Annotated in this window: 24 protein-coding genes, 1 pseudogene and 1 riboswitch; of the genes and pseudogenes, 11 read left to right on the plus strand and 14 right to left on the minus strand. The window is 70.5% G+C overall.

Annotation, left to right across the window (positions count from 1 at the left end; all coding sequences use genetic code 11):
- From ACFVX4_RS38100 to ACFVX4_RS38115, 4 genes are all read right to left on the minus strand, one after another.
- Window positions 1-551, minus strand: a 551-nt coding sequence (locus ACFVX4_RS38100) for a transposase (protein ID WP_389986925.1), incomplete at its 3' end; no start/stop codon positions are given.
- Between the two features lie 322 nt (window positions 552-873).
- Entirely contained in the window at window positions 874-1,443 is a 570-nt protein-coding gene (locus tag ACFVX4_RS38105; RefSeq protein ID WP_389986928.1) for a hypothetical protein, read from the minus strand.
- A gap of 1,044 nt (window positions 1,444-2,487) precedes the next feature.
- Window positions 2,488-3,732 carry an MBL fold metallo-hydrolase gene (locus ACFVX4_RS38110; protein WP_389986931.1) on the minus strand — a complete coding sequence of 415 codons (1,245 nt, stop codon included), beginning with the start codon at window positions 3,730-3,732 and terminating at the stop codon, window positions 2,488-2,490.
- Window positions 3,733-3,831: 99 nt separating this feature from the next.
- On the minus strand, window positions 3,832-4,272 hold the full coding sequence (locus ACFVX4_RS38115) for a PPOX class F420-dependent oxidoreductase (protein WP_389986934.1): 441 nt from the start codon (window positions 4,270-4,272) through the stop codon (window positions 3,832-3,834).
- Between the two features lie 161 nt (window positions 4,273-4,433).
- On the opposite strand from ACFVX4_RS38115, the gene ACFVX4_RS38120 reads away from it, so the two are divergent.
- The 4 genes from ACFVX4_RS38120 to ACFVX4_RS38135 all read left to right on the plus strand — a co-directional run bounded on the left by ACFVX4_RS38120 (window position 4,434) and on the right by ACFVX4_RS38135 (window position 6,756).
- Window positions 4,434-4,997 carry a carboxymuconolactone decarboxylase family protein gene (locus ACFVX4_RS38120; protein WP_266429825.1) on the plus strand — a complete coding sequence of 188 codons (564 nt, stop codon included), beginning with the start codon at window positions 4,434-4,436 and terminating at the stop codon, window positions 4,995-4,997.
- A 175-nt stretch (window positions 4,998-5,172) separates the two neighbouring features.
- Window positions 5,173-5,592, plus strand: a complete 420-nt coding sequence (locus tag ACFVX4_RS38125) for a hypothetical protein (RefSeq protein WP_389986938.1) — start codon at window positions 5,173-5,175, stop codon at window positions 5,590-5,592.
- A gap of 41 nt (window positions 5,593-5,633) precedes the next feature.
- Window positions 5,634-6,035, plus strand: coding sequence for a hypothetical protein (locus ACFVX4_RS38130; RefSeq protein ID WP_389986941.1), 402 nt, complete (start codon window positions 5,634-5,636; stop codon window positions 6,033-6,035).
- 130 nt (window positions 6,036-6,165) lie between these two features.
- On the plus strand, window positions 6,166-6,756 hold the full coding sequence (locus ACFVX4_RS38135) for a TetR/AcrR family transcriptional regulator (RefSeq protein ID WP_389986984.1): 591 nt from the start codon (window positions 6,166-6,168) through the stop codon (window positions 6,754-6,756).
- 68 nt (window positions 6,757-6,824) lie between these two features.
- Here ACFVX4_RS38135 and ACFVX4_RS38140 read toward each other — a convergent pair whose 3' ends face one another.
- On the minus strand, window positions 6,825-7,826 hold the full coding sequence (locus ACFVX4_RS38140; RefSeq protein WP_389986944.1) for a DUF6745 domain-containing protein: 1,002 nt from the start codon (window positions 7,824-7,826) through the stop codon (window positions 6,825-6,827).
- Window positions 7,827-7,944: 118 nt separating this feature from the next.
- Window positions 7,945-8,271: a hypothetical protein gene (locus tag ACFVX4_RS38145; RefSeq protein WP_389986947.1), complete on the minus strand. Its 327-nt coding sequence runs from the start codon at window positions 8,269-8,271 to the stop codon at window positions 7,945-7,947.
- Window positions 8,272-8,461: 190 nt separating this feature from the next.
- Between ACFVX4_RS38145 and ACFVX4_RS38150 the strand changes: the two genes are divergently transcribed.
- The 6 genes from ACFVX4_RS38150 to ACFVX4_RS38175 are packed head-to-tail and all read left to right on the plus strand — an operon-like array spanning window position 8,462 to window position 14,632.
- Window positions 8,462-9,418: an STM4015 family protein gene (locus ACFVX4_RS38150; protein ID WP_389986950.1), complete on the plus strand. Its 957-nt coding sequence runs from the start codon at window positions 8,462-8,464 to the stop codon at window positions 9,416-9,418.
- A gap of 6 nt (window positions 9,419-9,424) precedes the next feature.
- Complete coding sequence (locus ACFVX4_RS38155; RefSeq protein WP_389986953.1) at window positions 9,425-10,396, plus strand: STM4015 family protein; 972 nt, start codon at window positions 9,425-9,427, stop codon at window positions 10,394-10,396.
- Window positions 10,377-11,531 carry an STM4014 family protein gene (locus ACFVX4_RS38160; RefSeq protein WP_389986954.1) on the plus strand — a complete coding sequence of 385 codons (1,155 nt, stop codon included), beginning with the start codon at window positions 10,377-10,379 and terminating at the stop codon, window positions 11,529-11,531. Before ACFVX4_RS38155 ends, ACFVX4_RS38160 begins: the two co-directional genes overlap by 20 nt.
- Window positions 11,532-11,568: 37 nt before the next feature.
- Window positions 11,569-12,384, plus strand: coding sequence for an STM4013/SEN3800 family hydrolase (locus tag ACFVX4_RS38165; protein ID WP_389986987.1), 816 nt, complete (start codon window positions 11,569-11,571; stop codon window positions 12,382-12,384).
- On the plus strand, window positions 12,381-13,745 hold the full coding sequence (locus ACFVX4_RS38170) for an STM4012 family radical SAM protein (protein WP_389986957.1): 1,365 nt from the start codon (window positions 12,381-12,383) through the stop codon (window positions 13,743-13,745). The genes ACFVX4_RS38165 and ACFVX4_RS38170 overlap by 4 nt, the downstream gene beginning before the upstream one ends.
- An 8-nt stretch (window positions 13,746-13,753) precedes the next feature.
- A complete protein-coding gene (locus ACFVX4_RS38175; protein WP_389986960.1) occupies window positions 13,754-14,632 on the plus strand; it encodes an STM4011 family radical SAM protein in 879 nt (292 codons plus the stop codon).
- A gap of 49 nt (window positions 14,633-14,681) precedes the next feature.
- Here ACFVX4_RS38175 and ACFVX4_RS38180 read toward each other — a convergent pair whose 3' ends face one another.
- The 3 genes from ACFVX4_RS38180 to ACFVX4_RS38190 all read right to left on the minus strand — a co-directional run bounded on the left by ACFVX4_RS38180 (window position 14,682) and on the right by ACFVX4_RS38190 (window position 19,190).
- The gene (locus ACFVX4_RS38180; protein WP_389986963.1) at window positions 14,682-15,527 is read right to left on the minus strand and encodes an SGNH/GDSL hydrolase family protein; all 846 of its coding nucleotides are present in this window, start codon (window positions 15,525-15,527) and stop codon (window positions 14,682-14,684) included.
- Window positions 15,528-15,716: 189 nt separating this feature from the next.
- Complete coding sequence (locus tag ACFVX4_RS38185; RefSeq protein ID WP_389986966.1) at window positions 15,717-16,637, minus strand: peptidoglycan DD-metalloendopeptidase family protein; 921 nt, start codon at window positions 16,635-16,637, stop codon at window positions 15,717-15,719.
- A gap of 3 nt (window positions 16,638-16,640) precedes the next feature.
- Window positions 16,641-16,797, minus strand: a riboswitch (cyclic di-AMP (ydaO/yuaA leader).
- Between the two features lie 296 nt (window positions 16,798-17,093).
- Window positions 17,094-19,190, minus strand: a complete 2,097-nt coding sequence (locus ACFVX4_RS38190; protein WP_389986969.1) for an alpha-galactosidase — start codon at window positions 19,188-19,190, stop codon at window positions 17,094-17,096.
- 225 nt (window positions 19,191-19,415) lie between these two features.
- Here ACFVX4_RS38190 and ACFVX4_RS38195 point away from each other — a divergent pair, with 225 nt between their 5' ends.
- Window positions 19,416-20,228 (plus strand): tyrosine-protein phosphatase, encoded by an 813-nt coding sequence (locus ACFVX4_RS38195; protein ID WP_389986972.1) that lies wholly within the window; start codon window positions 19,416-19,418, stop codon window positions 20,226-20,228.
- 23 nt (window positions 20,229-20,251) lie between these two features.
- On the opposite strand, the gene ACFVX4_RS38200 is transcribed toward ACFVX4_RS38195, so the two are convergent.
- From ACFVX4_RS38200 to ACFVX4_RS38220, 5 genes and pseudogenes are all read right to left on the minus strand, one after another.
- Window positions 20,252-20,419 (minus strand): DUF6126 family protein, encoded by a 168-nt coding sequence (locus ACFVX4_RS38200; RefSeq protein ID WP_266429792.1) that lies wholly within the window; start codon window positions 20,417-20,419, stop codon window positions 20,252-20,254.
- A 33-nt stretch (window positions 20,420-20,452) separates the two neighbouring features.
- A complete protein-coding gene (locus ACFVX4_RS38205; RefSeq protein WP_389986976.1) occupies window positions 20,453-21,061 on the minus strand; it encodes a helix-turn-helix domain-containing protein in 609 nt (202 codons plus the stop codon).
- Window positions 21,062-21,121: 60 nt separating this feature from the next.
- Window positions 21,122-22,519, minus strand: coding sequence for an aspartate aminotransferase family protein (locus ACFVX4_RS38210; protein WP_389986979.1), 1,398 nt, complete (start codon window positions 22,517-22,519; stop codon window positions 21,122-21,124).
- Window positions 22,516-24,417, minus strand: a complete 1,902-nt coding sequence (dxs, locus tag ACFVX4_RS38215; protein WP_389986982.1) for a 1-deoxy-D-xylulose-5-phosphate synthase — start codon at window positions 24,415-24,417, stop codon at window positions 22,516-22,518. Before dxs ends, ACFVX4_RS38210 begins: the two co-directional genes overlap by 4 nt.
- A 26-nt stretch (window positions 24,418-24,443) precedes the next feature.
- Window positions 24,444-24,592, minus strand: a pseudogene (locus ACFVX4_RS38220) (4-hydroxy-3-methylbut-2-en-1-yl diphosphate synthase); the annotation flags it as partial.

Here is a 24,592-nt window from a genome sequence, read left to right on the forward strand (position 1 = left end):
CCGGCCAGCCAGAGGGGGGCCGCAACCGCGAGGGCCTCCAGAGCAGCGCGCACGCTCTCCCCGGCCAGCTCCAGCCGGTTCAAGTCCCGCACCGCACCGATCACATGGGTGGAATCGGTGCGCTGCTTGCCCCCGGCCACCACCAGCCCGGCGTCCTTGCAGTGCTCAAGGAGCCGGTCGAAGACCACCCGCTCCATGCCGTTGTCCGCGAGCCGGGCCCTGAACCTGGACAACACGCCGGCATCGAAACCGGTGTCCGTCAGCTCCGCCCCGAGCGCGTACTTCCAGTCGATCGCCCGCACCGCCATCGCCGCAGCCTGTCGATCAGTGAGGTCCTCGGCGAACTGCAACACCGTCACCAGCGACAACACCCCCGGCGACAGCCCCGGCGCCCCACGCACCCCGAACGCCCCCGCGAACGGCTCGGCGACGAAGACTTCCGCAAGACGGTCCCGCACCCGTATCGCCAGGCTCCCCTTCGGGAACGCCGCCCGCGCCACCACCACGGTCTGCTCCGGGATCTCCGGCAGCCCCACCGACCGCATCGACATCCGTACCGCCTCCACGGCCGCACGACAGAGAAGCGACCTCAGGAACGATCATCACGGACCCGACCTCACCCCCGCAGCGAATTGCGCAGCAGAGTCGCCCCGGTATTCAAAGATCGGCATGGCGGGAGCCTACAGTCGGCCTCCGGTTCCCGGATCGGGACTCGGACACCGCCGTCGTCGCTAGAGGACGCGGTAGCGCACAATCCGCGAGGTTCGCCTTCGCAGGACATCAGCCGCAACGACGTCGCCCAGCACCTCGTACGACTGCAGGGACTCCAGACCCGGAAAGAGCGCCGTCAGCTCCTGAAGTCTTGCTCGAACCTCAGGCCCATGGGACGGGTTCAGTCTCGCCGGCCCACCTGTTGGTCCTGGAGAGGTCCTGGTAGAAACTTCGGTAGCCGATTGAGCGGAGCACCAGAAGCGCCAGGTAAATGGCGGTCAGAAGCCAGGTCTCGGTGACTAGCCCTTTGCCCCCGTAGACGGGCTCTTGTGTCTCCTTGGGATGCACGAGACGGTTACGGACTCGTGTGACGACGTCGGCGCCATCCGCCGACCGAGCTCCGCTCACTTGCTGTCCGGCCGCAAAAGCGGCGGCAGCAGGCAGACGCTCTGGGCGCACCCCCAGATCTACCCCGGCGTCCGTCAAGACCGTACGCAGCTTTCTATGCGCCGGCCAGGCACGGGATGTGTACTCGGCTTCCGTGAGCCGACCGCTGAGCACGAGTTCCTGCCACATCACGTGCTCCAGCCCGGCAGCTCCACCCGTGATCCGTTGTTCGACGAACCCTCGGTCGGCTATGGCAGTGATCGCGTACTGCCTCTGGAGGCGTAGCGCCTGTCCCTTGTCGGGATCGCGGAAGGCGGGCAGGAGGCAGGCCAGCAGATCGGCCAAGGACGCCTGGTCTTCGGGGTACCACCAGCCTGAGCTGATGCGGCGCGCCGGGTCGCAGAGCATCGGCCCCACTGGCCCCACACCGTCTGCTCCTGGTCGTTCTGGCCGACGGGCAGGGCGGGGGCGACCCACCGGCCGAGCGCGAAGGACACCCCGACGTGCAGGGCACCGAGGACAGGAGTGACCTCGGCAGCCGTGAACGTGGTTCCGCTCAGCCGACGGATCTCCATCACGTGCGTCATGACGTAGACGTCGGCCTGGCCCACGTCAGAGAAGACGGCCTTGTGGTCGGGGCGGATGTCCAGCGTGATCTTCCATCCGTCCACCTCGTACACGCAGCGCCCGGCGGGCGCCAGTAGCGGCACTACGTCTGCGGCACGGGCTGCCAGGTGGGCGCTTCCGTGCCATCGGGGCAGGTTAAACCAGTGGGAGACGACACGGTCAAGCGCAGCTGCGGGGTCTCCGTAGGAAGTGCCGTTGGACCAGCCGCTCACAGCATCCCTGGTGAACACCGGCAGTTCGAAGCCGAGGCCACGCAGAGTCAGCTCGGTCCTGTCCGTAGAGGCGAGGTCATAGTCCTCGGTATGCAGCCTCCATGAGATCCCGAGCTTCGGGGAGCAGTCGTACTGGACAACTCCGGGCACCTCAGTCCCGGCCGGTCCGGCCACCGGGCCGTCGTAGAGGGTGATCGGCTTCCCTGGCGCGTTGAAGGGGTACACCGGTGACAGAGGTGTCTCGGCGTTAAGCCCAGTTGATGAGGCAGACATGCGCCGCGCCCTAGACGCTGCCACCGACACTGGCCGAGCAGTGCAGCCGAGCCCCGCCCGGCCGACCCTCTCCTGCAAGCTCAGCGCTGCACAATGCGTGTGCGGACGACAACCCGAGAAGGGCCCGTCGGGGACGGCAAGGGCCTGAATCGCTGCGCAGCGACTTCACGCTCTACCCGGGGCGCCCCGCCCAAATCCAGCAGCAAACGATCCAGCTCACCAGCCGGAAGACGCTCCAGCATCCGGACCATCTCGCCAAGCTCGTCCCCGACCGACGTCACCGCTCACCCGCGAGGTCGAGATCACCCCCCCTGCTCGTCTCGGCCGCACCCTCAGCGCGTCGGGGACGGCGCCACGGACGGGCGATCGGACCGGACACCGCCCGCCACCACGCCTCCACCGGCAGCCTCCCCGCCGGCTCGAACGGCTCACCCGGCCGCGGGAACGCCACCGCCTGACCGACCTCCTCGGCCGCGTCCTTCGTCCACTCCCCCGGCTCCGCCCACGCGTGCAGCGCCAGGTTGAAGGTCCCCCAGTGGATCGGCAACAGCACCCCACCCGGACCGCCTCCCTGCAGGTCAAGATGGGCCTGCACCCCCTGGGCCGGCGACATGTGAATGTCTGGCCAGGCTCCAGGCAGCGGCGTATAGTCCGTGTGGTTCTTGGGCCAGTACTCGGAATAGGCACCGATCTGGATCATCGTCGCGTCGAACGGACCGTGTTCGGCGCCGATGTCCTCGAAGCCGGGGAAATAACCGGTGTCACCGCTGTGGTAGATCCGGTGCTCGGGTCCGGCGACAACCCAGGACGCCCAGAGCGTGTGCTGCTGGTTGCGCAGGCCGCGGCCGCAGAAATGCCGCGCCGGGGTGGCGGTCAGACCGATCCCGGCGATCTTCGTGGTCTCGTTCCAGTCCAGTTCGCGCATCCGGTCGGCGGACACGCCCCACCGCTCCAGGTGCGCGCCGACACCCAGCGGGACGGCGAACACCGTGTCCGTGCCCGCGAGGGCCCGGATCGTCGGCAGATCGAGGTGGTCGTAGTGGTCGTGGGAGATCACCACCGCGTCCACGGGCCCGAGCGCGGCGAGCGGCAGCGGCACGGGGTGCAGCCGCTTGGGCCCGGCGAAGGCGAAGGGGGAACAGCGCTCTCCCCACACCGGGTCGAAGAGCACCCGCCGGCCGTCGATCTCGGCGAGCACACTGGAATGGCCCATCCAGGTGAGCCGCAGCCCCGTGGCGGGCGTCTCGGCAAGATCGGCGTAGGTGGTGGCGTGGACGGGCACGGTGCCGACCGGCGCCCTGCGCGCCCGCTCCTCCTTGCGGAAGTAGACCTTCGCGAACTCCAGAGTGGATCCGGACGGCCTGGTCCGCGCCCCCACCGGGTTCTGGAAGACGCCGTCGGCGAAGTTGGGCGAGCGGCGGATGCGCTCCATGCGGGCACCGCCCGGATCCGCGCCGAATGCGGCGGGGCGCAGCGAACGCAGCCGGGTGCGGAGCGGAGGCAAGGGGTCAGCGCCGGTCACAACATCTCCTGGGGGAGTCGGTGTCGTCTCATTATGGGCGGGGGGTACGACAGTGCGAGAGCGGAAGGTCCGCGGGACCGGCAGCCGGACCGGGCCGCGTCAGCCACGCGGCTGCCCGTACACGTGCTCGATGCGCAGCCGCAGCACGACGCGCCGGTCCCGGACCATCGCACTGCGGTAGTCGTCCCAGTCGGGGTGTTCGCCCTGGACGTCGCGGTAGAGCGTGATGAGCTCCTCCACCGTCGCGTCGTGCGGATCGGCGGCGACCGGGGACAGCTCCGCGGTGGCGTCCACGACCGTCCACGCCCAGCGGTCCGCGCTGGTGACGTGGTAGCTCGCCCGGGGGTCGCGGCGGAGGTTCTTCGTCTTCGCCCGGCCCTCGGTGATCGAGACGCGGACGATGCGCTCCTGGGGGTAGTAGAAGTGATTGACGTTGGACAGCTGGGGCCTGCCGTCCCGCCTGAGTGTCACGAGCACGCCGCCGTTCTCCTCGGCGAGCAGTCCAAGCAGCGCTTCCTGCTGTGTGTCGAATCCCGTCATGCCGGATCCAACGTCCGTGCCCGCCGCAGGATTCCGCATCCGGCCGCACAGCCATGTCACATCCGAGGGCCCCTCATCCGTCGCACTGGTGCAAGCAGCCCTCCGGCGGCGCCCGACGACGCCACCGGACGGCACCGGAGCCGTACCGAAGGAGACCGGCCATGACCGCCCGAATCCCGCTCGACCCGCCCCGTACCCTCCTCTTCCGTGCCGTGTCGTGGTACTCGAACCGTACGTACGGCAAGGTCATCGATCCGCTGCGGGCCGCCGCCCACCACACCGGGGTGCTGTGGGCCGGAGCCCGCTTCGAGCTGTCGGTGGGCCGCTGGAAGAAGCTGGACGCGCAGCTCAAGGCGCTGGCCGTGATGACGTCCGCGGCCACCATCGGCTGCAGCTGGTGCATGGACTTCGGCTACTGGGAGAACCACCGCCACGGCATCGACCCGCGCAAGCTGCGCGAGGTGCCGGTGTGGCGGGAGAGCGAGGTGTACACCCCGCTGGAGCGCGACGTCATGGAGTACGCGGAGGGGATGAGCCTCACCCCGCCGGAGGTCGGGGACGAGCTGGCGCAACGGCTGCGGGCCGCGCTCGGCGAGGCGGCGTTCGTCGAGCTCACGACGATGGTCGCGGTGGAGAACATGCGCTCCCGGACGAATTCCGCTCTTGGTCTGACCAGTCAGGGCTTCAAGGACCGGTGCGAGGTGGAACGCCCCGCGAACCGCTGACCCGGGCAGTCGGCCGACGCTTCCGCCCTGGTTCCCGCGGCCGGTGCGGCGGGTAGCTGCCATGGCAGCTACCCGCCAGTCCGCACCCGGCTCCGATCCGCCATGTTCCTGTCACTCTCGCCTCACCACTCCCTGAGAACCAACGAGTTCACGAGGTGAGAATGAGGCGGACCAGATGGACGGCGGTCTGCGCCACCGCGCTCGCGCCGCCCTTGCCGGTGGAACACTGCCCGCGGCCGCCGACCGCGCCCCCGCCCCCGCCTTCGCCGACCCGTCCGTGTCCCCGGCAACGGCCGGCCGGGGCGGCACCGTCACCCTGCTGACCGGCGATGTGGTGACGTACTCCGGCCATGGGAACGGCGTACAGATCAGCTCGATCGTGCCGGGCGCCGGCCGTGAGGGCATGGGTTTCACCCGCTTCCGGGCGGGCGGCCACGAGTACGCCGTCCCGATCGACGCCATCGGCCAGATCTCCCGCGGCCGGGTGGACCAGCGGCTGTTCGACGTGACCGAGCTCGCCGCCTCGGGCTACGCGGACGCCGACACGGACGCGCTGCGCATCCTCGTCGGCGGCGCCACGGCTGGCACCGGCTGACCACCGATGCCACCCGTACGTCGCCGGATCCGGTGACCTGGATGCTCGGGACGAGGGTCACCAGCGAGTGGCGTCTGCGCTCCGGGCACGAGAAGTCGGCCGCCCCGGCCCGGCTGCTGGACCTGGACTACCGGCTGCCGCTCACCGGCGAGAACGCGGCCGATCCCGGCAAGCCGCTCGACTACACGGTCGGTCTCACCGCACAGAGGGACCGGAAGGCGCCGCCCATCGCCTCGTTGAAGGTCTGGTACGCCACGGACGGCACCGGCTGGAAGCCGGCCGGGGCGGCACGCGGTGCCGACGGCCGATGGCAGGTCTCCGTGCCGGCCCTCGGGACCGCCAAGGTCGATCTGAGGTCCACCGTCACGGACTCCACGGGCGCTTCGCTGACGGAGACGCTGATCGACGCGTACAACTCCGGCTGCGCCGACATCCGGTGCTGACGGTGCGGGCCGGAGCCGAGGGCACCGGTTGAGTCGACCGGGGGGCGGGGCCGTACACGGCTCCGCCCCCCGGTCTTCCCGTGCGTGGCATATTCGTTAGGGTGACGCCGTGGCAAGAGTGCGGTTGAGCGTGGCGGAACGACGCGAAGAGCTGCTGCGCGCTGCCGTCGAACAGATCGAGGTACGGGGCGTCGCGGCGGTACGGATCTCCGATGTGGCCGCCGTGCTCGGAGTGAGCAACGCGCTCGTGCTCTATCACTTCTCGACCAAGGAGAAGCTTGTCGCGGCAGCGTTCGCGCATGCCGCCGAGGCCGACCTCGCCCATCTGCGCAAGGTGCTCGGCCGCCGCACCAGCGCCGTACGGCGGCTGCGCGCCGCCGTCCGCTGGTACGCGCCGACGGGACAGGCCAAGGGCTGGCGGCTGTGGATCGAGGCCTGGGCCGCCTCGCTGCGCGATCCGGCGCTGCGCAATGTGGCCGGCGATCTCGACCAGCAGTGGAAGGCGGAACTGGCCGAGGTCATCGAAGAAGGCGCCGCCGCCGGTGAGTTCCACTGCGACGACCCGATGTCCGCGGCCTGGCGGCTGACCGCCCTGCTGGACGGTCTGGCCGTGCAGACGACGTCGTACGCGGGTCCGCTCTCCCGGGCCACAATGCTGGCCTGGACCGACGAGGCGCTCGCCCGCGAACTCGGCATCGACCACGAGGCACTGACGGCCTGACCCCGCCCGCCCCGGCCGGCGGTCCGGCCGGGTGGGTTCGGGCGGTGGTTCGGGCCGGACGACGGCGGTCAGGTCTGGCGCACGGGTGCGTACGCGTCGCCCTGAAGTCCGAAGGTCCAGGCCACACCGTCCTTCGCGGTCCTGGTGCCGGGCGGCACCCGCAGCCAGTAGACACGGTGCGTGCCGTCCGGCTCCGGGGTGGAATTGACCACCTCGACCATCACCACGTCCTCGTCGCCGTCCATCGCGATCCGCCAGAGCACGCCCGTCTCGTCACGGTGGACCGGCTCGGCCCCGGATTCGGTGAGGTATCGGTCGTAGCCGTAGAACTCCAGCATCACGCGGCGCAGTTCCGCGTTCTCCTCCTCGCGTATCCGCTTCGGAGTGAGGGAGTTCAGCTCCTCCAGGAACTCGGCGGGCACGGGCATGCCGCGCCAGGCATGGAGGGCGAAACCGTCACGGTAGGCGAGCGCCGGGCCGTCCCCGCGGTCGAGCCGGCCCGCCTCGTCCCGGTGCAGCGTCTCCGGCCGCTCGCTGATCACGACGACGCGCTCGTAGGGCCACCACCAGCCCGCGTGCCTGGCCACCTCCGCCAGACCGTCGAGCCGGTCGCCCCGGCCGTCGAAAGCGACGAGCCAGGCCGCGTCGTGCTGGCCCAGGACCGCGTCGAGCAGCACCAGCCGGACATCGGACTCGTCCTCGGGGCGCTCCGAGAGGTCGGCGACGACACCGGCCCTGATCCGATCGGCGAGTGCCGCGGTGGTCTCCCAGAGCTGTGCGCCCGTGGCGGACCACAGTGCGGACCAGCCCGCCGGGCCCAGTTCGTCGTACATCCGGCGACGCTCCTGCGCCCAGGGCCTGGTCCGTATTTCGTCGCGCACCGAGCGTCCGGCGTCGACGAGCTTCTCGACGGCCTCCACGGCGGCCCTGGGCGAGTCGACCCAGACGATCCGCTCCGGCTCGGCGAGTCCTGCGCTGCGGTAGGCGAGCCGCAGCCCGTCCTCGGCCGCGGACCGGTCGGCCGCGCCGGTCGCCGCTGCCACGGCCCGCCATGAGTCCACGTACTGCATCGGTCTTTCCCCATCCCCTGTGTTCTGCGATCTGTGTTCTGCGATCCGTGTTCCGTGTTGCTCGTGGCGCGCTGTGCGTCGTGCGCCACGGGACCTCCGGGTCCCTCCCGGGCCGCTGTCAGTCCGCGATGATGCGGACCGCTCCCGGTGTGTACTCCCGCTGGCGCACCACGCGGTACCAGCCCTTCGACAGCGGTATCGCCGCGTGCTCCTCGTGCACCACTCGCCCGCCCTCGGGAAGATGGAGCAGCATCGGCCCGAACGCCCCCGCCTCACGCATCAGCCGGCCCGGCCCCTGAACCGCGTGGGCATGGCCGGTGACCTCGCCCAGCGCGAGGACCATGCGGCCCCGGCCGTCCCTCGGCTCACCCGGCGCGTCCACGAGATGCGCGGGCACCGCCGACTCGTCCAACGACACGATCAGTACATCGCCCTGCCGGTACACAGACGTCTCCCCTCGATGGCCGCACCCGCTGTGCCGGCCACGGAGAAAACGCTACGGGGAGGGTCTGACAATCGACCGGCGGCCGGCCGGGACCGGCGGACCGTCGCGGCGGTCCCGGTCGCGCCGTTGTCAGTGCGGCTTGATAAACCTTGGGCATCAGCCGTTCCCTCAGTACCAGGAGCTCACGGTCATGTCCGGTGTGGACCATCTGCACGAGTTGCTCGGCCTTCCCACTGTCGACTTCCAGCACGCGACGGGTGAGGTGCCCGTGCAGGCCGCCGATGCGGCAGCCTGGCGCATATCGGTCGATCCGTACGACGACGAGTCCGAGATGACCTGGGAGGAAGCCTTCCAGGCGTTCCTGAAGGCGGTCGACCCGGCCGGGGTGCGGGCCCTGATCATCGGTCAGTGGGGCGAGTCGTACGAGGAGAAATCGTCCTACCCGATCGATTTGATCATCGCCGCCGCCGACCGGCTGACCTCGCTGGAGGCCGTCTTCGTCGGCGACATGACCATGGAGGAGAACGAGATCTCCTGGATCGAGCAGTCGGATGTCACAGCGCTGCTGAAGGCCTTCCCCGGTCTGCTCGAACTGGGTGTGCGCGGCGGCACGGACCTGGTCTTCTCCCCCACGAAGCACGAGCGGCTGCGTTCGCTGACCATCGAGACCGGCGGCCTGCCGGTCGGTGTGATCCGGGGCATCCTGGACAGCGAGCTGCCCGCGCTGGAGCGGCTCGATCTCTGGCTCGGTGTCTCCGCGTACGGGGGCGACGCCGATGTGGCCGACCTGGCCCCGCTGCTCTCCGGCACCCGCTTCCCCCGGCTCACCCATCTCGGTCTGCGCAACAGCGAGCTGCAGAACGAGATCGCGACGGCTGTCGCGAGTGCCCCGGTCGTCGCGCAGCTGCGCGTCCTCGACCTGTCGAACGGCACCATGGGCGACGAGGGCGCGGCGGCACTGCTGGACGGCCAGCCGCTGACCCATCTCGAACGGCTCGATCTGCACCACCACTTCATGACCGAGCCGATGGAGCGCCGGATCAAGGAGGCGCTGGAGACGCACGGCGTCCGGGTCGATGTGTCGGAGCGCGAGAAGCCCTGGGGCGACCGCGGCGTCGAAGGCCGCTACACCTCGGTCTCGGAGTGAGGCGCGATGACTGACATCGAGCACCCCGAGACCTTTCACGGTCTGCCCGTCCACACCCTTCCCGGACCCGACCGGACCCCCGGCAGCCCGCTCCCGGAGGCCGGTTCGGTCGCTTGGCGGCTGGAGAGCGCCTGGCAGGGCGATCTGACGTTCGGCCCGCTGTGGCAGCACTTCGTCGACACGGTCGACACGACGCAGGTGCGGGCCCTGGTGATCGGCCCCTGGTGGCAGCAGGAGTACGAGTCCTTCGCCCCGGTCGTCGACCTGCTGGTCGGTCATGCCGACCGTTTCCCGGCCCTGCGGGCGCTCTTCCTCGCCGACGTCGTCAGCGAGGAGTGCGAATTGTCGTGGCTGGAGATGTGCGACATAACCCCGGTGTTCGAGGCGTTCGGACAGTTGGAGGAGCTGACGGTACGCGGCTGCGGCGAGCAGGTCTCCGACAGGCCGTCGCTCGGTCTGCGGCCCGTGCGGCACAAGTCGCTCAAGTCGCTGCGGTTCGAGTCCGGCGGGCTCCCGGCCGGACTCGTGCGGGCGATCGGAGCCTCCGAGCTGCCCGCGCTGGAGCGCGTCGAACTCTGGCTCGGCGTCACCGAGTACGGCGGTGAGACCACGGTCGAGGACCTCGCTCCGCTGCTGTCCGGTGCCACCTTCCCTGCCCTGCGCCATCTGGGACTGCAGAACAGCGAGATCCAGGACGAGATCGCGGTCGCCGTGGCCTCCGCCCCGGTCGTCGCCCGGCTGGAGTCGCTCTCCCTCGCGATGGGGACCCTGAGTGACGAGGGCGCCGAAGCGCTGCTCTCGGGCCAGCCGCTCACCCACCTGACCTCGCTGGATCTGCACCACCACTACATGAGCGATCCGTTGGTGGACCGCCTGAGGAACCTCCTCGGTCCGGATCGGGTGAACGGCGAGATCCATGACGTCGAGTACTGGGATCCGGAAGAGGACGTCGACCGCTATGTCGCCGTCGGCGAGTAGTACGACCGGCCCGGCGCCGCGCTTCGCCGTCGTGGGTGTGCCCGGCAACCGCCGGGTCACGCTCTTCCAGGACGCCGTGCGCGCCGCCGGGCTGCCGGCGGCGCGCGTCGTGCCCTGGTCGGCCGTGCTGCGCGGCGATGCCGTCTTCCTGCCCGGCGAGACCGTACGGATGGACTCCCCCGGTGAGGACGCCGAGGTGGAGCGGCTGCTCCGGAGGGTCGACGATCCGACCAGGGTCGAGGGGAGCGCCGACTGGTACGCCGGGTTCACCACGGCCGTGCGGGCGGTGGCGCGCGCGGCGGCCGCTGCCGGTGCCGTGCTGCTCGACGATCCCGCCGATGTCGCGGTGCTGTTCGACAAGCGGCTCTGCCATGCGGTGCTGGACGGCGCCGGGGTGCCGGTCCCGGCGTCGCCGACCTCGGGAGCCGCGGCGCCCGTGGTGCGGGGCTGGGCGGACGTACGCGAGCGGATGGCGGACCACGGGATGCCCAGGGTCTTCGTGAAGCTCGCGCACGGCTCGTCCGCCTCGGGGGTCCTGGCCGTGGAGACGGCCGGGCCCGGCCGGGTGAGGGCCACCACGTCGGTGGAGCGCGACGCGTCCGGCCGGCTCTTCAACTCCCTGCGGGTGCGCCGCGTCACGACGGAGCGGGAGATCGCGGCGATCGTCGACGCGCTCGCACCGGACGGGTTGCACATCGAGCGCTGGCTGCCCAAGGCCACCCGGCGCGGCCGGGCGACGGATCTGCGGGTCGTGGTGGTGGCGGGCCGGGCCACCCACGCCGTCGTGCGCACCAGCCACTCCCCCATGACCAACCTCCACCTCGGCGGCGAGCGCGGAGATCTCGACGACGTCCGCGCGGCCGTCGAGGCGGCGGGCAGCAGCTGGAGCGAGGCCCTGGCCGTGTGCAAACGGGCCGCGGCGTGCTTCCCGGACACCCTGTGTGTGGGCGTCGATCTGCTGCCCTCGACCGGCTGGCGGCGCTTCGCCGTCGGCGAGGTCAACGCCTTCGGCGATCTCCTGCCGCGGCTGACCGGCCTTCCGGACAGCGGCGCCGAGAACCTGGACACCTACGCGGCGCAGGTCGCCGCCGTAATGAACAGAGCAAGGAACCACCGTGCAACCGCCACCGCCTGACACCGCGCGCACCCCCGAGGACGCCCGGAACCCGGACATGAGCGAGATCGTGGGCAGCCACGATCTGCTGCTCGTCACCCTCGACACGCTGCGCCACGACGTGGCGGTGGAGCTCGCCGCCGCGGGCCGCATTCCGCATCTGGCGCGCCATCTGCCGGGCGGTGTCTGGGAGAAGCGGCATGCGCCGGGAAGCTTCACCTACGCCTCCCACCAGGCGATCTTCGCGGGATTCCTGCCGACACCGTCGGGCCCGGGGCCGCACCCCCGGCTGTTCGCGGCGCGTTTCGCCGGCAGCGAGTCCACCGCCTCCGGCACCTTTGTCTTCGACACACCGGATCTGCTCTCCGGCCTCGCCGGCGTGGGCTACCACACGGTGTGCATCGGCGGTGTCGGCTTCTTCAACAAGCAGGCGCTGCTCGGTTCCGTGCTGCCCGGCATGTTCCAGGAGAGCCACTGGGAGCCGGAGTTCGGCGTGGCGTCGCCCACCTCCTTCGAGGCACAGGTGGCCCGTGCCGAGGAGGTCGTCGCCGGACTCCCCGCGGAGCAGCGGCTGTTCCTCTTCGTCAATGTGTCCGCCCTGCACCAGCCCAACTGGTTCCACCTGCCGGGGGCCACCCGTGAGGCGGGCGACTCCCGCGCCACCCATGCCGCGGCTCTGGAGTACGTCGACGCCCATATCGGCAGGCTCTTCGCCGCCGCGAGCAGCCGCCGTCGCTGTTTCGCCATCGTCTGCTCGGACCACGGCACGGCGTACGGGGACGACGGCTACACCGGTCACCGGCTCGGTCACGAGTCCGTCTGGACCGTTCCGTACGCGCACTTCTTCCTGGAACCGGGGGCCATCGCACCATGAGCCGCACCACGACCGTCGCGCCGGCCACCCGGCCGTACCAGAGCTATGTCTACGCCTACCCGCACAAGACCGCCTACCGGCCGCTCGCCGACCGGCCGGGGCTGCGCGAGCTGTGGGCGGCCGAGCGCAAGGACGCGCTCTCGCTCTATCTCCACATACCGTTCTGCGAGGTCCGCTGCGGCTTCTGCAATCTCTTCACCCGGATCGGCGCTCCGGACGAGCTGACGACCCGGTATCTCGACGCGCTGGACCGGCAGGCCACCGCGGTCCGGGAGGCGCTGGGCGACGACGGGCCGGTGCGTTTCGCCGCGGCCGCGTTCGGCGGGGGTACGCCCACGTTCCTGACCGCGGCGGAGCTGGAGCGGCTCTGCGACATCGCGGAGAAGCGGATGGGCGCCGATCTGTGGTCCGTTCCGCTGTCGGTCGAGACGTCGCCGTCGACCGCGACCGCCGACCGGCTGGCCGTCCTCGCCGACCGCGGGACGACCAGGATCAGCATCGGGGTGCAGAGCTTTGTCGAATCGGAGGCGCGTGCCGCCGTGCGCCCGCAGCGGAGGGCCGATGTGGAGGCGGCGCTGGACCGGATACGCGATGCCCGCATCCCGGTCCTCAACATCGACCTGATCTACGGCATCGACGGGCAGACCGAGGACAGCTGGCGCGCTTCGCTGGACGCGGCGCTCGGCTGGCAGCCGGAGGAGCTGTATCTCTATCCGTTGTACGTGCGCCCGCTGACCGGTCTGGGGCGGCTCGACGCGGACGGCGGGGCGTCGGCGGACGCGGCCTGGGACGAGCAGCGGCTGCGGCTGTACCGCGCGGGACGGGACCATCTCCTGGCCCACGGCTACGAGCAGGTCTCGATGCGGATGTTCCGCCGCGCCGACGCCCCGCGGACGGACGGCCCCGACGACTACGCCTGCCAGACCGACGGCATGATCGGCCTGGGGTGCGGCGCCCGCTCGTACACCACGGAACTGCACTATTCCTTCGACTACGCGGTGGAGATGCGGGAGGTGCGGGCGATCATCGACGGCTACGCCGCCACCGAGGACTTCTCCCGCGCGGAGGTCGGACGGTACGTCGACGGCGACGAGGCCCGCCGGCGCCACCTCCTCCAGTCGGTCCTCCAGGCCGAGGGGCTGCGACTGGCCGACTACCGGGAGCGGTTCGGTACCTCGCCGGCCGACGACTTCCGCCTCGAGCTGGCCCGGTTCGAGGCGCGCGGCTGGCTCGACGCGTCGGCCGGGGCGTCCGGGCTGCTGCGGCTGTCCCCCGAGGGCCTGGCCCACTCCGACGCCCTGGGCCCGGAGCTCTTCTCCCCCGATGTACGGGCCGCGATGGCCGCGTACGAGCTGAAGTGAGCGCCCCCATGGACCTGACGATCCTCTACCGCGGCCCGCTCGCGTCGTGCGACTACGACTGTCCGTACTGCCCGTTCGCCAAGCGGCGCGACAGCCCGGAGCAGCTGCGTACCGACCGTGCCGCGCTGGAGCGGTTCACGGCGTGGGCCGCGGCGCAGACCGGTGACCGGCTCTCGGTCCTGTTCACGCCGTGGGGCGAGGGGCTGGTCCGCTCCTGGTACCGCCGCGCCCTGGTCGAGCTGGCGCGGCTGCCGCACATCCGCCGGGTCGCGATCCAGACCAACATCAGCAGCCGTACGGGGTGGCTGGCCGAGGCCGGTGAGGCGGGCCGCGAGAAGATCGCCCTGTGGTGCACGTACCACCCGGGGCAGACACCGTACGAGCGGTTCCTCACCAAGTGCCGGGAGCTGACCGCGCTCGGCATCCGGCACAGTGTCGGTGTCGTCGGGCTCGACGACCACCTCGACGAGGCGCGGCGGCTGCGCGCGGCGCTGCCGGACGAGGTCTATCTCTGGGTGAACGCGGCGGAGGGCCATACCTACACGGACGAGGAGGCGGACCGCTGGACGGCCGTCGACCCGCTCTTCCCGTACAGCCGGCATCCGCACCGGTCGGCCGGGCTGCCCTGCCGGACCGGCGAGTCGGTCATCTCGGTGGACGGTGACGGCACCGTGCGGCGCTGCCATTTCGTACCGGCGGAGCTCGGCAATCTCTACGACGGGAGCTACCGGCGGGCCCTCGGTCCGCGCGCCTGTCCGCTGGCGGTCTGCGACTGCCACATCGGCTACGTGCACCTGGAGACGCTGCCGCTGTACGACGTCTTCGCGGGCGGTGTGCTGGAGCGCATACCGGCTGCTCCGCTGTCGTCGCTCGCCGGACCGGTCTGAGGTTCAGGCCGGTCCGGCGAGCGGCGGCAGCGCGGTCGCGGACATCTGTCTAGAGCGGCAGGAGGTCCGGCCGCTTCGCTTCGACGTGGTCGCCCGAGGACTCGCCGCGCAGCCGCCGGCCGATCCACGGAACCAGGTACTCCCGCGCCCAGTGGATGTCGTCGCGCCGTACTTCGAGGGTGCCGCGCTGTGCCTGCGGGGGCCATTCCTGGTCGGGGTCGGCCGGCACATCGATGCCGAGGACCTGGGCGGCGCGCAGCGCGACCCTGGTGTGTCCCTCGGCCGACAGATGGAGCCGGTCGTCGTCCCAGGCACGCCTGTCCTGGACGGACCGCAGCGACCACAGGTCGAGGACCGGGCAGTCGTAGCGGTCGGCGATGGCCCGTACATGGGCGGTGTACGTGGCGATCTTGCCGCGCAGATGGCGCAGCACGGGAACGCCACGGGTGTCGAAGCCGGTGGTGACCATGACCGTGCCGACCGCTTCGGTCAGCTCCGCGACCGCGCGCTCGAAGCGCTCGGCCACGTCGTCGGGGTCGGTGCCCGGCCGGATGATGTCGTTGCCGCCCGCGCAGAAGCTCACCAGGTCGGGTGCGAGCTCCTTGGCGCGCGGTACCTGCTCCTCGACGATCTGGTCGAGGAGGCGTCCGCGTACGGCGAGATTGGCGTACCTGAAATTCCCGTGCGCGGAACCTTCGGCGCCCGTCGCCGCATCGGGGTCCGGGAGCTGGTCCGCGAGGAGGACCGCGAATCGGTCCGCCCAGCCGACGAAGGTCCCGTCCGGGCCGGGGTCGCCGACTCCCTCGGTGAAGCTGTCGCCAATCGCCGCGTACGACCCGATGACGCCCTGTCGGTTGATGACGCCACGTTGATTTTTTCTCGAATCGTCTGCCACAAACGCTTATCCTGCACCGCCGAATGTGACCTACGCGACCGTAATATGGGGTTGACGGGTGGTGAGATAGACCACCCGGTCAGGTTTTGGTAAAGGGGGAATAAGCGGAAGGGGCGGTGCGCCGCCGCGCACCGCCCCTTCCGTGTTGCTCAGGTCATGCTTTGTTGCTCAGCTGCCCGGCCGTTCCGCTCAGACGTAGATGCCGTGCGAGGCCAGGAAGGCGATCGGGTCGATGTCCGAGCCGTACGCCGGGCCCGTGCGGACCTCGAAGTGCAGGTGCGGGCCGGTGGCGTTGCCGGTGGCGCCGGAGAGGCCGACCTGCTGACCGGCGCTCACGGCCTGGCCCACCGAGACGGAGAGGGAGGACAGGTGGCCGTACTGCGAGTAGTGGCCGTCGGTGTGTTTGATGACGACCTGGTTGCCGTACGCGCCGCCCCAGCCGGCGGCGACGACGGTGCCGGAGGTGATGGCCTTCACGCTGGTGCCGGTGGAGACGGGGAAGTCGATCCCGGTGTGGCTGCCGCTGGACCAGTTGGAGCCGGAGGCGCGGTAGTTGGTGGTGTGGTTGCCGGGGACCGGGTGGACGTAGCCGGAGCCGCTGCTCTGGGCGGCCGGGGCGGAGGCCGGGGCCTTGGACTGCGGGACGGCGGTCACGGACTTGGCCGGGGCGGACTTCTCCGCGGCCTTCGAGGGAGCCGAGAGCGCCTTCGACGGGAGGGACGAGCCGGTGCCGGCACCGGTGGGCGCGGCGTCGCCGGTCGCCTTGGCGCCGAGGGTCAGCTTCATGCCCGGGAAGATCAGGCTGGGGTCCTTGCCGACGACCTTGCGGTTGTCCTGGTACAGCTTCTCCCAGCCGCCCTTGATCTTGTGCTCGGCGGCGATCTTCGACAGGTAGTCGCCGGAGACGACGGAGTACGTCGTGGTGGCGGCCTGCTTCTGCGCGACCGGCTCGGCGTGCGTGGCGGCGGCCGGGGCGGCCTGGTCCGCGGCGTGGGCACCGGTGGCACCGAGCAGCGGCAGCGCGAGGACGGCGCCACCGGCGCCTGCCGCGGCGACGCCACGGGCGATGGGGCCGAACTTCGGACGGCGGTGCTTACCCGATATGGGCATGGCGTATTTCCTCTCCGGCGCCTGCGAGGTGAGCTGTCGGGTTCGGGCTGGAGATGCCCGGCCGCGCTGAGCGCGACTTCACCCCTAGCCGGCCGGATTTCTCCGGTCGGCGGCTTACCTGGTTCCCCCGCTCCTGCCACGCGATGAGTGGATGTGAATTCCGGGCGGCGGCAGGATTAGGCGGTCCGTCCGGATTGACGGTGACCGTAAGCGAGTCGGGACGACGAGAACAAGCCACAGGTTCCATGCCGAAATCCGCGCCGGGAAATCGGCGCGGAATTCCGGTCACACTCCGTGGATTAAGGATCTTGGCTTTCCGCGCCGCGTACGGAATGCCCAACTCGCCCGTCACCACACACCGTCACGGATATGATCCCGCTCACGAGGCGGCGATCATCTCCCGTACAAGCGGGCCATATTCAGACAAAGGCCCGCATTACGGACATGCCCTGTCCGTCACCCCCGCCGGAGCCTCAGCACCCGCGCGTCGAGATCGCCCCGAAGTCCGCTGTGCAGCCCCTGGTGCAGCAGTGCCGAACCGTGGTGCACGGCCCCCGTGTCCAGGCAGGTGTACGTCGCTTCGGGATCGAGCCCGCGCAGCCGCAGGGCCGGGGGCCGCTCCCCGTATCGCTGCGCCTCCAGCCACATCAGGACCACGGTCTCCACCCCGTGGACGTACTGGACCGCGCTGAGTCCGCCCCGCGGCTCGCGCAGCCGGTACAGCGCGCCGTGCTGCACGACCGGCCGGATCTCCTTGTAGAGCTCCACCCAGGTCCGCGCCTCGGCCAGCTCCTCCTCGCCCCATTCGGTGAGGTCCCCGCCGACCCCGAGCACACCGGCCATGGCACTCACGAAGCGGAAGCGCAGCGAGCTGACCCTGCCGTTGAGCTGGTGATTCGGGCTGTCGGTGACCCAGGCTGCCATCACCCGGGCCGGGTGGATGTGGCCGAAGCCCTCCTGGATGGCGAGACGGTCGAGCGGGTCAGTGTTGTCGGAGGTCCACACCTGGTCCGTACGGGACAGAATCCCCAGGTCGACCCGGCCGCCGCCGCCCGAGCAGGACTCGAACGCGACCGTGGGATGCGCGGCCCTGAGCCGGTCGATCAGCGCATACAGGCCGTTCACGTGCTCGATCCAGAGCTTCTGCGGGTACTCCTCGCCCGGCCAGCCAGCATCGGTGAAGCAGCGATTGAAATCCCATTTCACATAATCGACGGGCGTGCCGGAGAGCAGCGTGTCCAGCTGCTCCCAGAGATATGCCTGCACATCGGGGCGGGCCAGATTGAGCACCAGCTGGTTGCGGTACTCCGTCCGCGCCCGGCCGGGGAAGTGCTGCACCCAGTCGGGGTGCGCGCGATAGAGCTCACTGTCGGCGTTGACCATTTCCGGTTCGACCCAGATGCCGAACTGCATGCCGAGCCCGTGCACTTCGTCGGCGAGCGGCTTCAGCCCGCCGGGGAAGCGGTCCGGATTCGGCGTCCAGTCGCCGAGCCCGGCCCGGTCACTGGTCCGCTGCCCGAACCACGCGTCGTCCACCACGAACAGCTCGACGCCCATCGCGGCGGCGCGCTCTGCGAGAGCGCGCTGCTGGTCCAGCGAGACGTCGAAACCCGTCGCCTCCCAGGAGTTGTAGAGCACCGGCCGCGGGTTCTCCGCGTCCGGAATCACATGGGCCAGCTGCCAGGCATGCCAGGCGCGGCTGGCCCCGCCGAACCCCTGCCCGCTCCACAGACCGGCGAATACGGGCGTGGTGTACGACTCCCCCGGTGCGAGCCGCAGCAGCCCGGAGTCGTCGTAGCCGGCGCCGCCGGTGATCTGTACGAGCCCGTCGGGCAGCCGCTGCACGGAGATCCGCCACGACCCGGACCAGCCGAGCGCACAGCCGTACACCTCACCGCTCTCCTCGGTCGCCGCGCCGTCGGCGTCCAGCGCGACCCACGGCAGGTACTGGTGGCCGGTGTGGCCGCGCCGGCTGGAGATGACGCTCTCGCCGTGGATCAGCTCCGCCCGTTCCAGCCGCGACTCCGCCGCCCAGCGTCCGTGCAGCCGGCTCAGCCGCCAGCCGTCGCGGGCGGGCAGCGACCAGGCGGCCGCGTCGGCGCGCAGCAGTTCCAGCGGCGGCCCGTCCGGCCCGGCATGGGCGACGGTGGTCCAGCGCTCCACAACACCGGAGTCGTCCCGCATCCGGTAGTGCAGGGTGAGGGCTAGCCGGTGCACGGAGTCGGTGAAGCCGATCCGCAGTTCGTCCCCGTCCACCACGGCGGCGGCGAAGGCCCACTCGGTGCCGCGGACCTGCGGGGTGCGTACCGAGAGTGCCGGGCGGACGAACCTGGGGCCGCCCTCCACCGGATATTCCTCACGGCCGTCGAGGTGGGACTCGAAGGCCCTGAAGGGCAGCTCCGGCGCCGCGGCCAGTGCCTCGGCCGCCGCGAGGGAGATCCTCGGCCCCCAGTGCAGATGGACCAGCTCGTCCTGCTCGGTCAGTCGCAGTGCGTAGCTGCTGCTCGCCCCGGTGAGCAGCCAGGTCCGGCCGGTGTTGCCCGTCTCGATCATCGCATCCCCACATTCCAACAGTTCCGCACATCATCGACCATCGGCGGGGCATGGGCAACGGCCTGGCAAGGAATTCACCGGGCGGATTCACCGCGGGAGCAAAGGAGTTCGCCCAGGTATCGACAGGGAAAGGCCGAGATGATTGCCTGAGGAATCAATGTCGTATCGTCGCGGGAGTGGCCTTGCCGGCGACTCGCGCCGGCACCAGACACACCAGGAGTCGCTGTGACGCAGCAGTTGCCGCAGATACCGTCGACGGAACCCGAGCTGGCGGGTGTCCGCAACTTCCGCGATGTGGGCGGGCTGCCCACCGTGGACGGCCGACGGGTGCGGCACGGGCGGCTCTTCCGCAGTGGTCACCTCGCACATGCCACCGCCGAGGACGCCTCCTTCCTCGGCGGCCTCGGTCTGCACACGATCTTCGACTTCCGCAACGACGCCGACCGCAGGCTCGACGGCCTGGACGTGGAGCTGCCGGGCGTACGGAATGTGAGCATCCCGCTCTCCGACCCGGCCGACGGCTCGGAGTTCTGGCACATGGTCCGCGACGGCGATGTCGCCCAGCTGCGCTCGATCCTGGCCGACGGCAAGGGCGCGAACCGGATGATCGCCTCGTACTGCTCGATCATCCGGGACCGCACCGCCGAGCACAGCCGGGTCCTGCACGCCCTGGCCGAGGACAGCGTGCCCGCCCTGATGCACTGCGCGGCGGGCAAGGACCGGGCCGGTCTGTCGATCGCGGTGTCACTGCTCGCCGTCGGCGTCGAGCGCGATGCCGTCGAGGCCGACTACCTGAAGTCCAACGACGCCCACCGCCGCTACAAGGTGCGCCGCAGCGACACCTCGGCGGACGGCATGTCGGCCGAGGTGATGGAACTGCTGAATCCGCTCTTCGGCGCCCATGCCGAGTACCTCGCCGCGGCGTTCGCCACCATCGACGAGACCTGGGGCGACACTGAGCGCTACTTCTCCGAGGGCCTGAAGCTCGCTCCCGAGACCCGTGAGCGGCTGCGCGACCGGCTCCTCGACGAGGCGTAGCCGGGCCTGCCGGACGGCGGTGGTCAGCCCTTGCCGGCCACCGCGAAGAGCAGGTAGAGGAAGGCCGCGAAGATGTGTCCGGCGATGAGGTAGGCGAACAGCCGGATCACCACACCGCGCGGGAACTTCCGCTCCTGCGCCTCGTACTTCTTCCTGGACCCGAGCGGGTCGAAGTTCTCTGAATCGGACATGACAGTCCTCTCTGGCGACCGGACGGACCGGTCTCAGCGACGGTGGATTCCGCTGCCGAGGCACAACTCGGCGGCGGGGCTCTGCAGCAGGGTGTGGACGAAGAGCAGCTCGGCACCGTCGCGGTCGACGGCCGTGATCCGGTGCGGGGTGAGCGAGTCGAAGTGCGCGCTGTCACCGGGGGCGAGATCGTGCACGGTGTCCCCGAGCCAGACCCGGAGGTGCCCTGCGAGCACGTACAGCCATTCCTCGCCGGGATGGACGCGCACGAGATCGCCCTGCGCGCCGTGCGGAACCCGGACGCGGAGCGCCTGCATGGCCCGGCCGGAACCGCCGGCCTGCCGGTACATCCAGCCGTCGGCCTCGGCCCCTTCGAACGTCCCGCCGCGGATGATCGCGTCACGTTCCGGGGGCGTCTCGCCGAGCAGTTCGGAGACTGTCGTACCGTAGATCCTGGCAAGACCGAGGAGCATCGGCAGCGAAGGCTGGCGACGTCCCGTTTCGAGCCGGGAGAGATGGGCGGGCGAGAGCCCCGCCCGCTGAGCGGCGGTCTCCAGGGTGAGACCACGGCTCCGGCGCAGATCGCGCAGGCGTGGTGCGACTCCGGGCAGCTCGTCGGCCGCCCCTCCGTCTGGAGGATTCATGTACCCATTGGGCCAGAATCCTGCCTGAGAGGCAAATTTCTTGCCTCTCAGGCAAAACGGTCAGCGGTTGGCGACAGCCTGTTTCACCAGCGTCCTGCCGAAGTCCCACATCAGCCCGCGGCCGCTGTGCGCGTCGTCCATCACCGCTGTGAACGCCGTGACGAACCGGTCGATGTCCGACTCGTCGATCACCAGTGGCGGAATCAGCTTGATCACTTCCAGATGGTCGCCCGACACCTGGGTGAGGATGCGGTGCTTCTGGAGCAGCGGCACCACCACCATCTGTGCGAAGAGTCCCTTGCGGGCCGCCTGCAGCATGGTCCAGCGGCTGCGCAGCTTGAGCGAAGACGGCCGGCCGAACTCGATGCCGATCATCAGCCCGCGCCCGCGCACCTCGTGCAGCAGCTCGTAGCGGTCGACCAGTGCGGTCAGCCGCTCCCGCAGCAGCTCACCGGTGCGGCGCGCATGGGCGACGGTCCCCTCGTCCTCCATCACCGCGAGGACCGCGAGCCCGGCCGCCATCGCCTGGGCGTTGGAGCCGAAGCTCGCGGAGTGGACCAGGACCCGGTCCATGGACGAGTAGACGCGCCGGAAGATCCAGTCCTTGCCCAGGGTCGCCCCGACCGGCACATAGCCGCCGGAGAGGGCCTTGGCGACACAGACCAGATCGGGCTCGACACCCTCCTCGTGCTGGTACGCGTAGAAGTCGCCGGTCCGGCCGAGGCCGGTCTGCACCTCGTCGGCGATGAGCAGGGCCTTGTGCCGGTGCAGCAGCTCCTGCGCGTCCCGCAGGAAGCCGGGGGGCGCGGCGTGGACGCCCTTGCCCTGGATCGGCTCGACGACCAGTGCCGCCACGTCGCCGCGTTTCAGCTCGCGCCGCAGTGCGTCGAGATCGCCGAGCCCGATGGCGGTGTCCGGCAGCAGGGGTGCGAAGCCGTCCCGGAAGCCGTCCTCCCCGTTGACCGAGAGGGAGCCGGTCGTCAGCCCGTGGAAGGCGTGGGTGCAGTAGAGGATCCTGGGCCTGCTGGTGGCGTAGCGGGCGAACTTCAGGGCCGTCTCGACCGCTTCCGTGCCGCTGTTGCCGAAGAAGACCCGGTCCAGGTGCGGGCTGTGCGCGAGCAGCTTCTCGGCCAGCAGTCCGGGCAGCGGCTGGCAGTCGAAGCGGGTGAGGTCGGCGAGCGAGGCATCCAGGACGTCGTGCAGGGCCTTGCGTACGACGGGGTGGTGCCGGCCGAGTCCCATCACGCCGAATCCGGCGAGCATGTCGAGGTAGTCGTTGCCGTCCGCGTCCCAGAAGTGTGCGCCCTCGGCCCGTTCGTAGACCTTGTCGAATCCGATGGTGTGGAGCATCCGGGGCAGCTGGTGGTTGAGGTACTTGGTGTGCAGCTCGTAGCGCTCGGCGCCGCGCTCCGCGAGGAGCCGCGCCAGGTCGAAGCCCTTGGGCCCGTCGTCGTTCATTCCCCGCTCTCCCCGGTCCTTGTCGCCGCCTCCTTGGCGGCCAGTGCGGCGCTGATCCGTCCGGCGATCTCGACCGGGGTGAGCCCGATGTCGGCCAGCACCTCGGCACGCTTGCCGTGCGCGAGGAACTGCTCGGGGACGCCGAACGTCCGCAGCGGTACGTCGACCCCGGCGTCCCGCAGCGCCTGCCCGACCGCCGAGCCGACGCCCCCTGCCCGGCTGTTGTCCTCGACGACGGCGACCAGCCGGTGCCGTGCGGCGAGCGGGGGCAGTTCCTCGTCGACCGGCTTGACCCAGCGGGGGTCGACGACCGTGCAGCGGACCCCGGCCCCGGTCAGCAGATCGGCGGCCTTCAGGCAGACCGGGGCGAGCACGCCGACGGCCACGAGCAGCACATCGGGGTCCTCCGCCCGGTGCAGCACGTCCATTGCGCCGATCCTGCCGATCGCCGGGACCGGCTCCCCCACCGACCCCTTGGGGAACCGGATCACGGTGGGCGCGTCGTCGACGGCGACGGCCTCACGGAGCTGGGCCCGGAGTTCACCGGCGTCGCGCGGGGCCGCGAGCCGCAGCCCGGGGACGACCTGGAGCACGGACATGTCCCACATGCCGTTGTGCGAGGCCCCGTCGGGTCCGGTGACGCCGGCCCGGTCGAGGACGAAGGTCACCCCGCACCGGTGCAGCGCGACATCCATCAGCAGCTGGTCGAAGGCCCGGTTGAGGAAGGTGGCGTAGACGGCGACGACCGGGTGCAGACCGCCGGTGGCCAGTCCCGCCGCGGACACGGCGGCATGCTGCTCGGCGATGCCGACGTCCCAGACCCGGTCGGGGAACGCCTCGGCGAACTTCGTCAGTCCGACAGGGTGCAGCATCGCCGCCGTGATGGCCACGACGTCCGGCCGCTCCGCACCGATCGCGGCGATCTCGTCCCCGAACACCGAGGTCCAGGAGGGCCCGCCGGCCGGTACGAGCGGTGCGCAGGTCAGCGGGTCCATCGCGCCGACGGTGTGGAAGCGGTCGGCCTCGTCCCGGAGCGCGGGCGGGTAGCCGCGGCCCTTCTCGGTGAGGCAGTGCACCAGCACCGGGCCGTGGAAGCGTTTCGCCCGGTGCAGGGCGGATTCGACGGCCGCGATGTCGTGGCCGTCGATCGGCCCGACGTACTTGAGCCCGAGGTCCTCGAACATGCCCTGCGGGGCGAAGGCGTCCTTGAACCCCTTCTTCGCGCCGTGCAGCGACTCGTACAGCGGCTGTCCGATGACGGGCGTCTGCCGGAGCACGTCCTTGCCCCAGGAGAGGAAGCGTTCGTATCCGTCGGTGGTACGGAGGGTGGCGAGGTGGTCGGCGAGGCCGCCGATCGTAGGGCCGTAGGAGCGCTCGTTGTCGTTCACGACGATGATCAGCGGCCGGTCGCGCGCGGCCGCGATGTTGTTGAGCGCCTCCCAGGCCATCCCGCCGGTGAGGGCCCCGTCGCCGATGACGGCCACGACGTGGTCGCTCCGTCCCCGCACCTGATGGGCCTTGGCGATGCCGTCGGCCCAGCCGAGGACGGTCGAGGCGTGCGAGTTCTCGATGACGTCGTGCTCGGACTCCTCCCGGGACGGGTATCCGGACAGGCCCCCCTTGCGGCGCAGCTTGGAGAAGTCCTGCCGCCCGGTGAGCAGCTTGTGCACATAGCTCTGGTGCCCGGTGTCCCAGAGGATGCGGTCGACGGGCGAGTCGAAGGTCCGGTGCAGGGCGATGGAGAGCTCCACCACCCCGAGGTTGGGCCCCAGATGACCGCCGGTCCTGGCCACCGCCTGGATGAGGAACTGCCTGATGTCCCCGGCGAGTTCGTCGAGTTGTGCTTCGTTCAGCGCCTTCAGATCGTGCGGCCCCCGGATGCTTTCCAGAATCGTCACGCTCGGGCCCCCTCTCTGGTTCTGTTTCAGCTCACGGTGACGGCGGGAACCCCCGACGGCGCCCCCGCCCCTTCCATGCCCTCGGCGATCTTCATGGCCTCTTCGATCAGCGTCTCGACGATCTTCGACTCGGGCACCGTCTTGATGACCTCGCCCTTCACGAAGATCTGCCCCT

Origin of the sequence: Streptomyces sp. NPDC058240, from assembly GCF_042882135.1 — a bacterium.
In the GTDB taxonomy this organism is placed as follows: Bacteria; Actinomycetota; Actinomycetes; order Streptomycetales; family Streptomycetaceae; genus Streptomyces.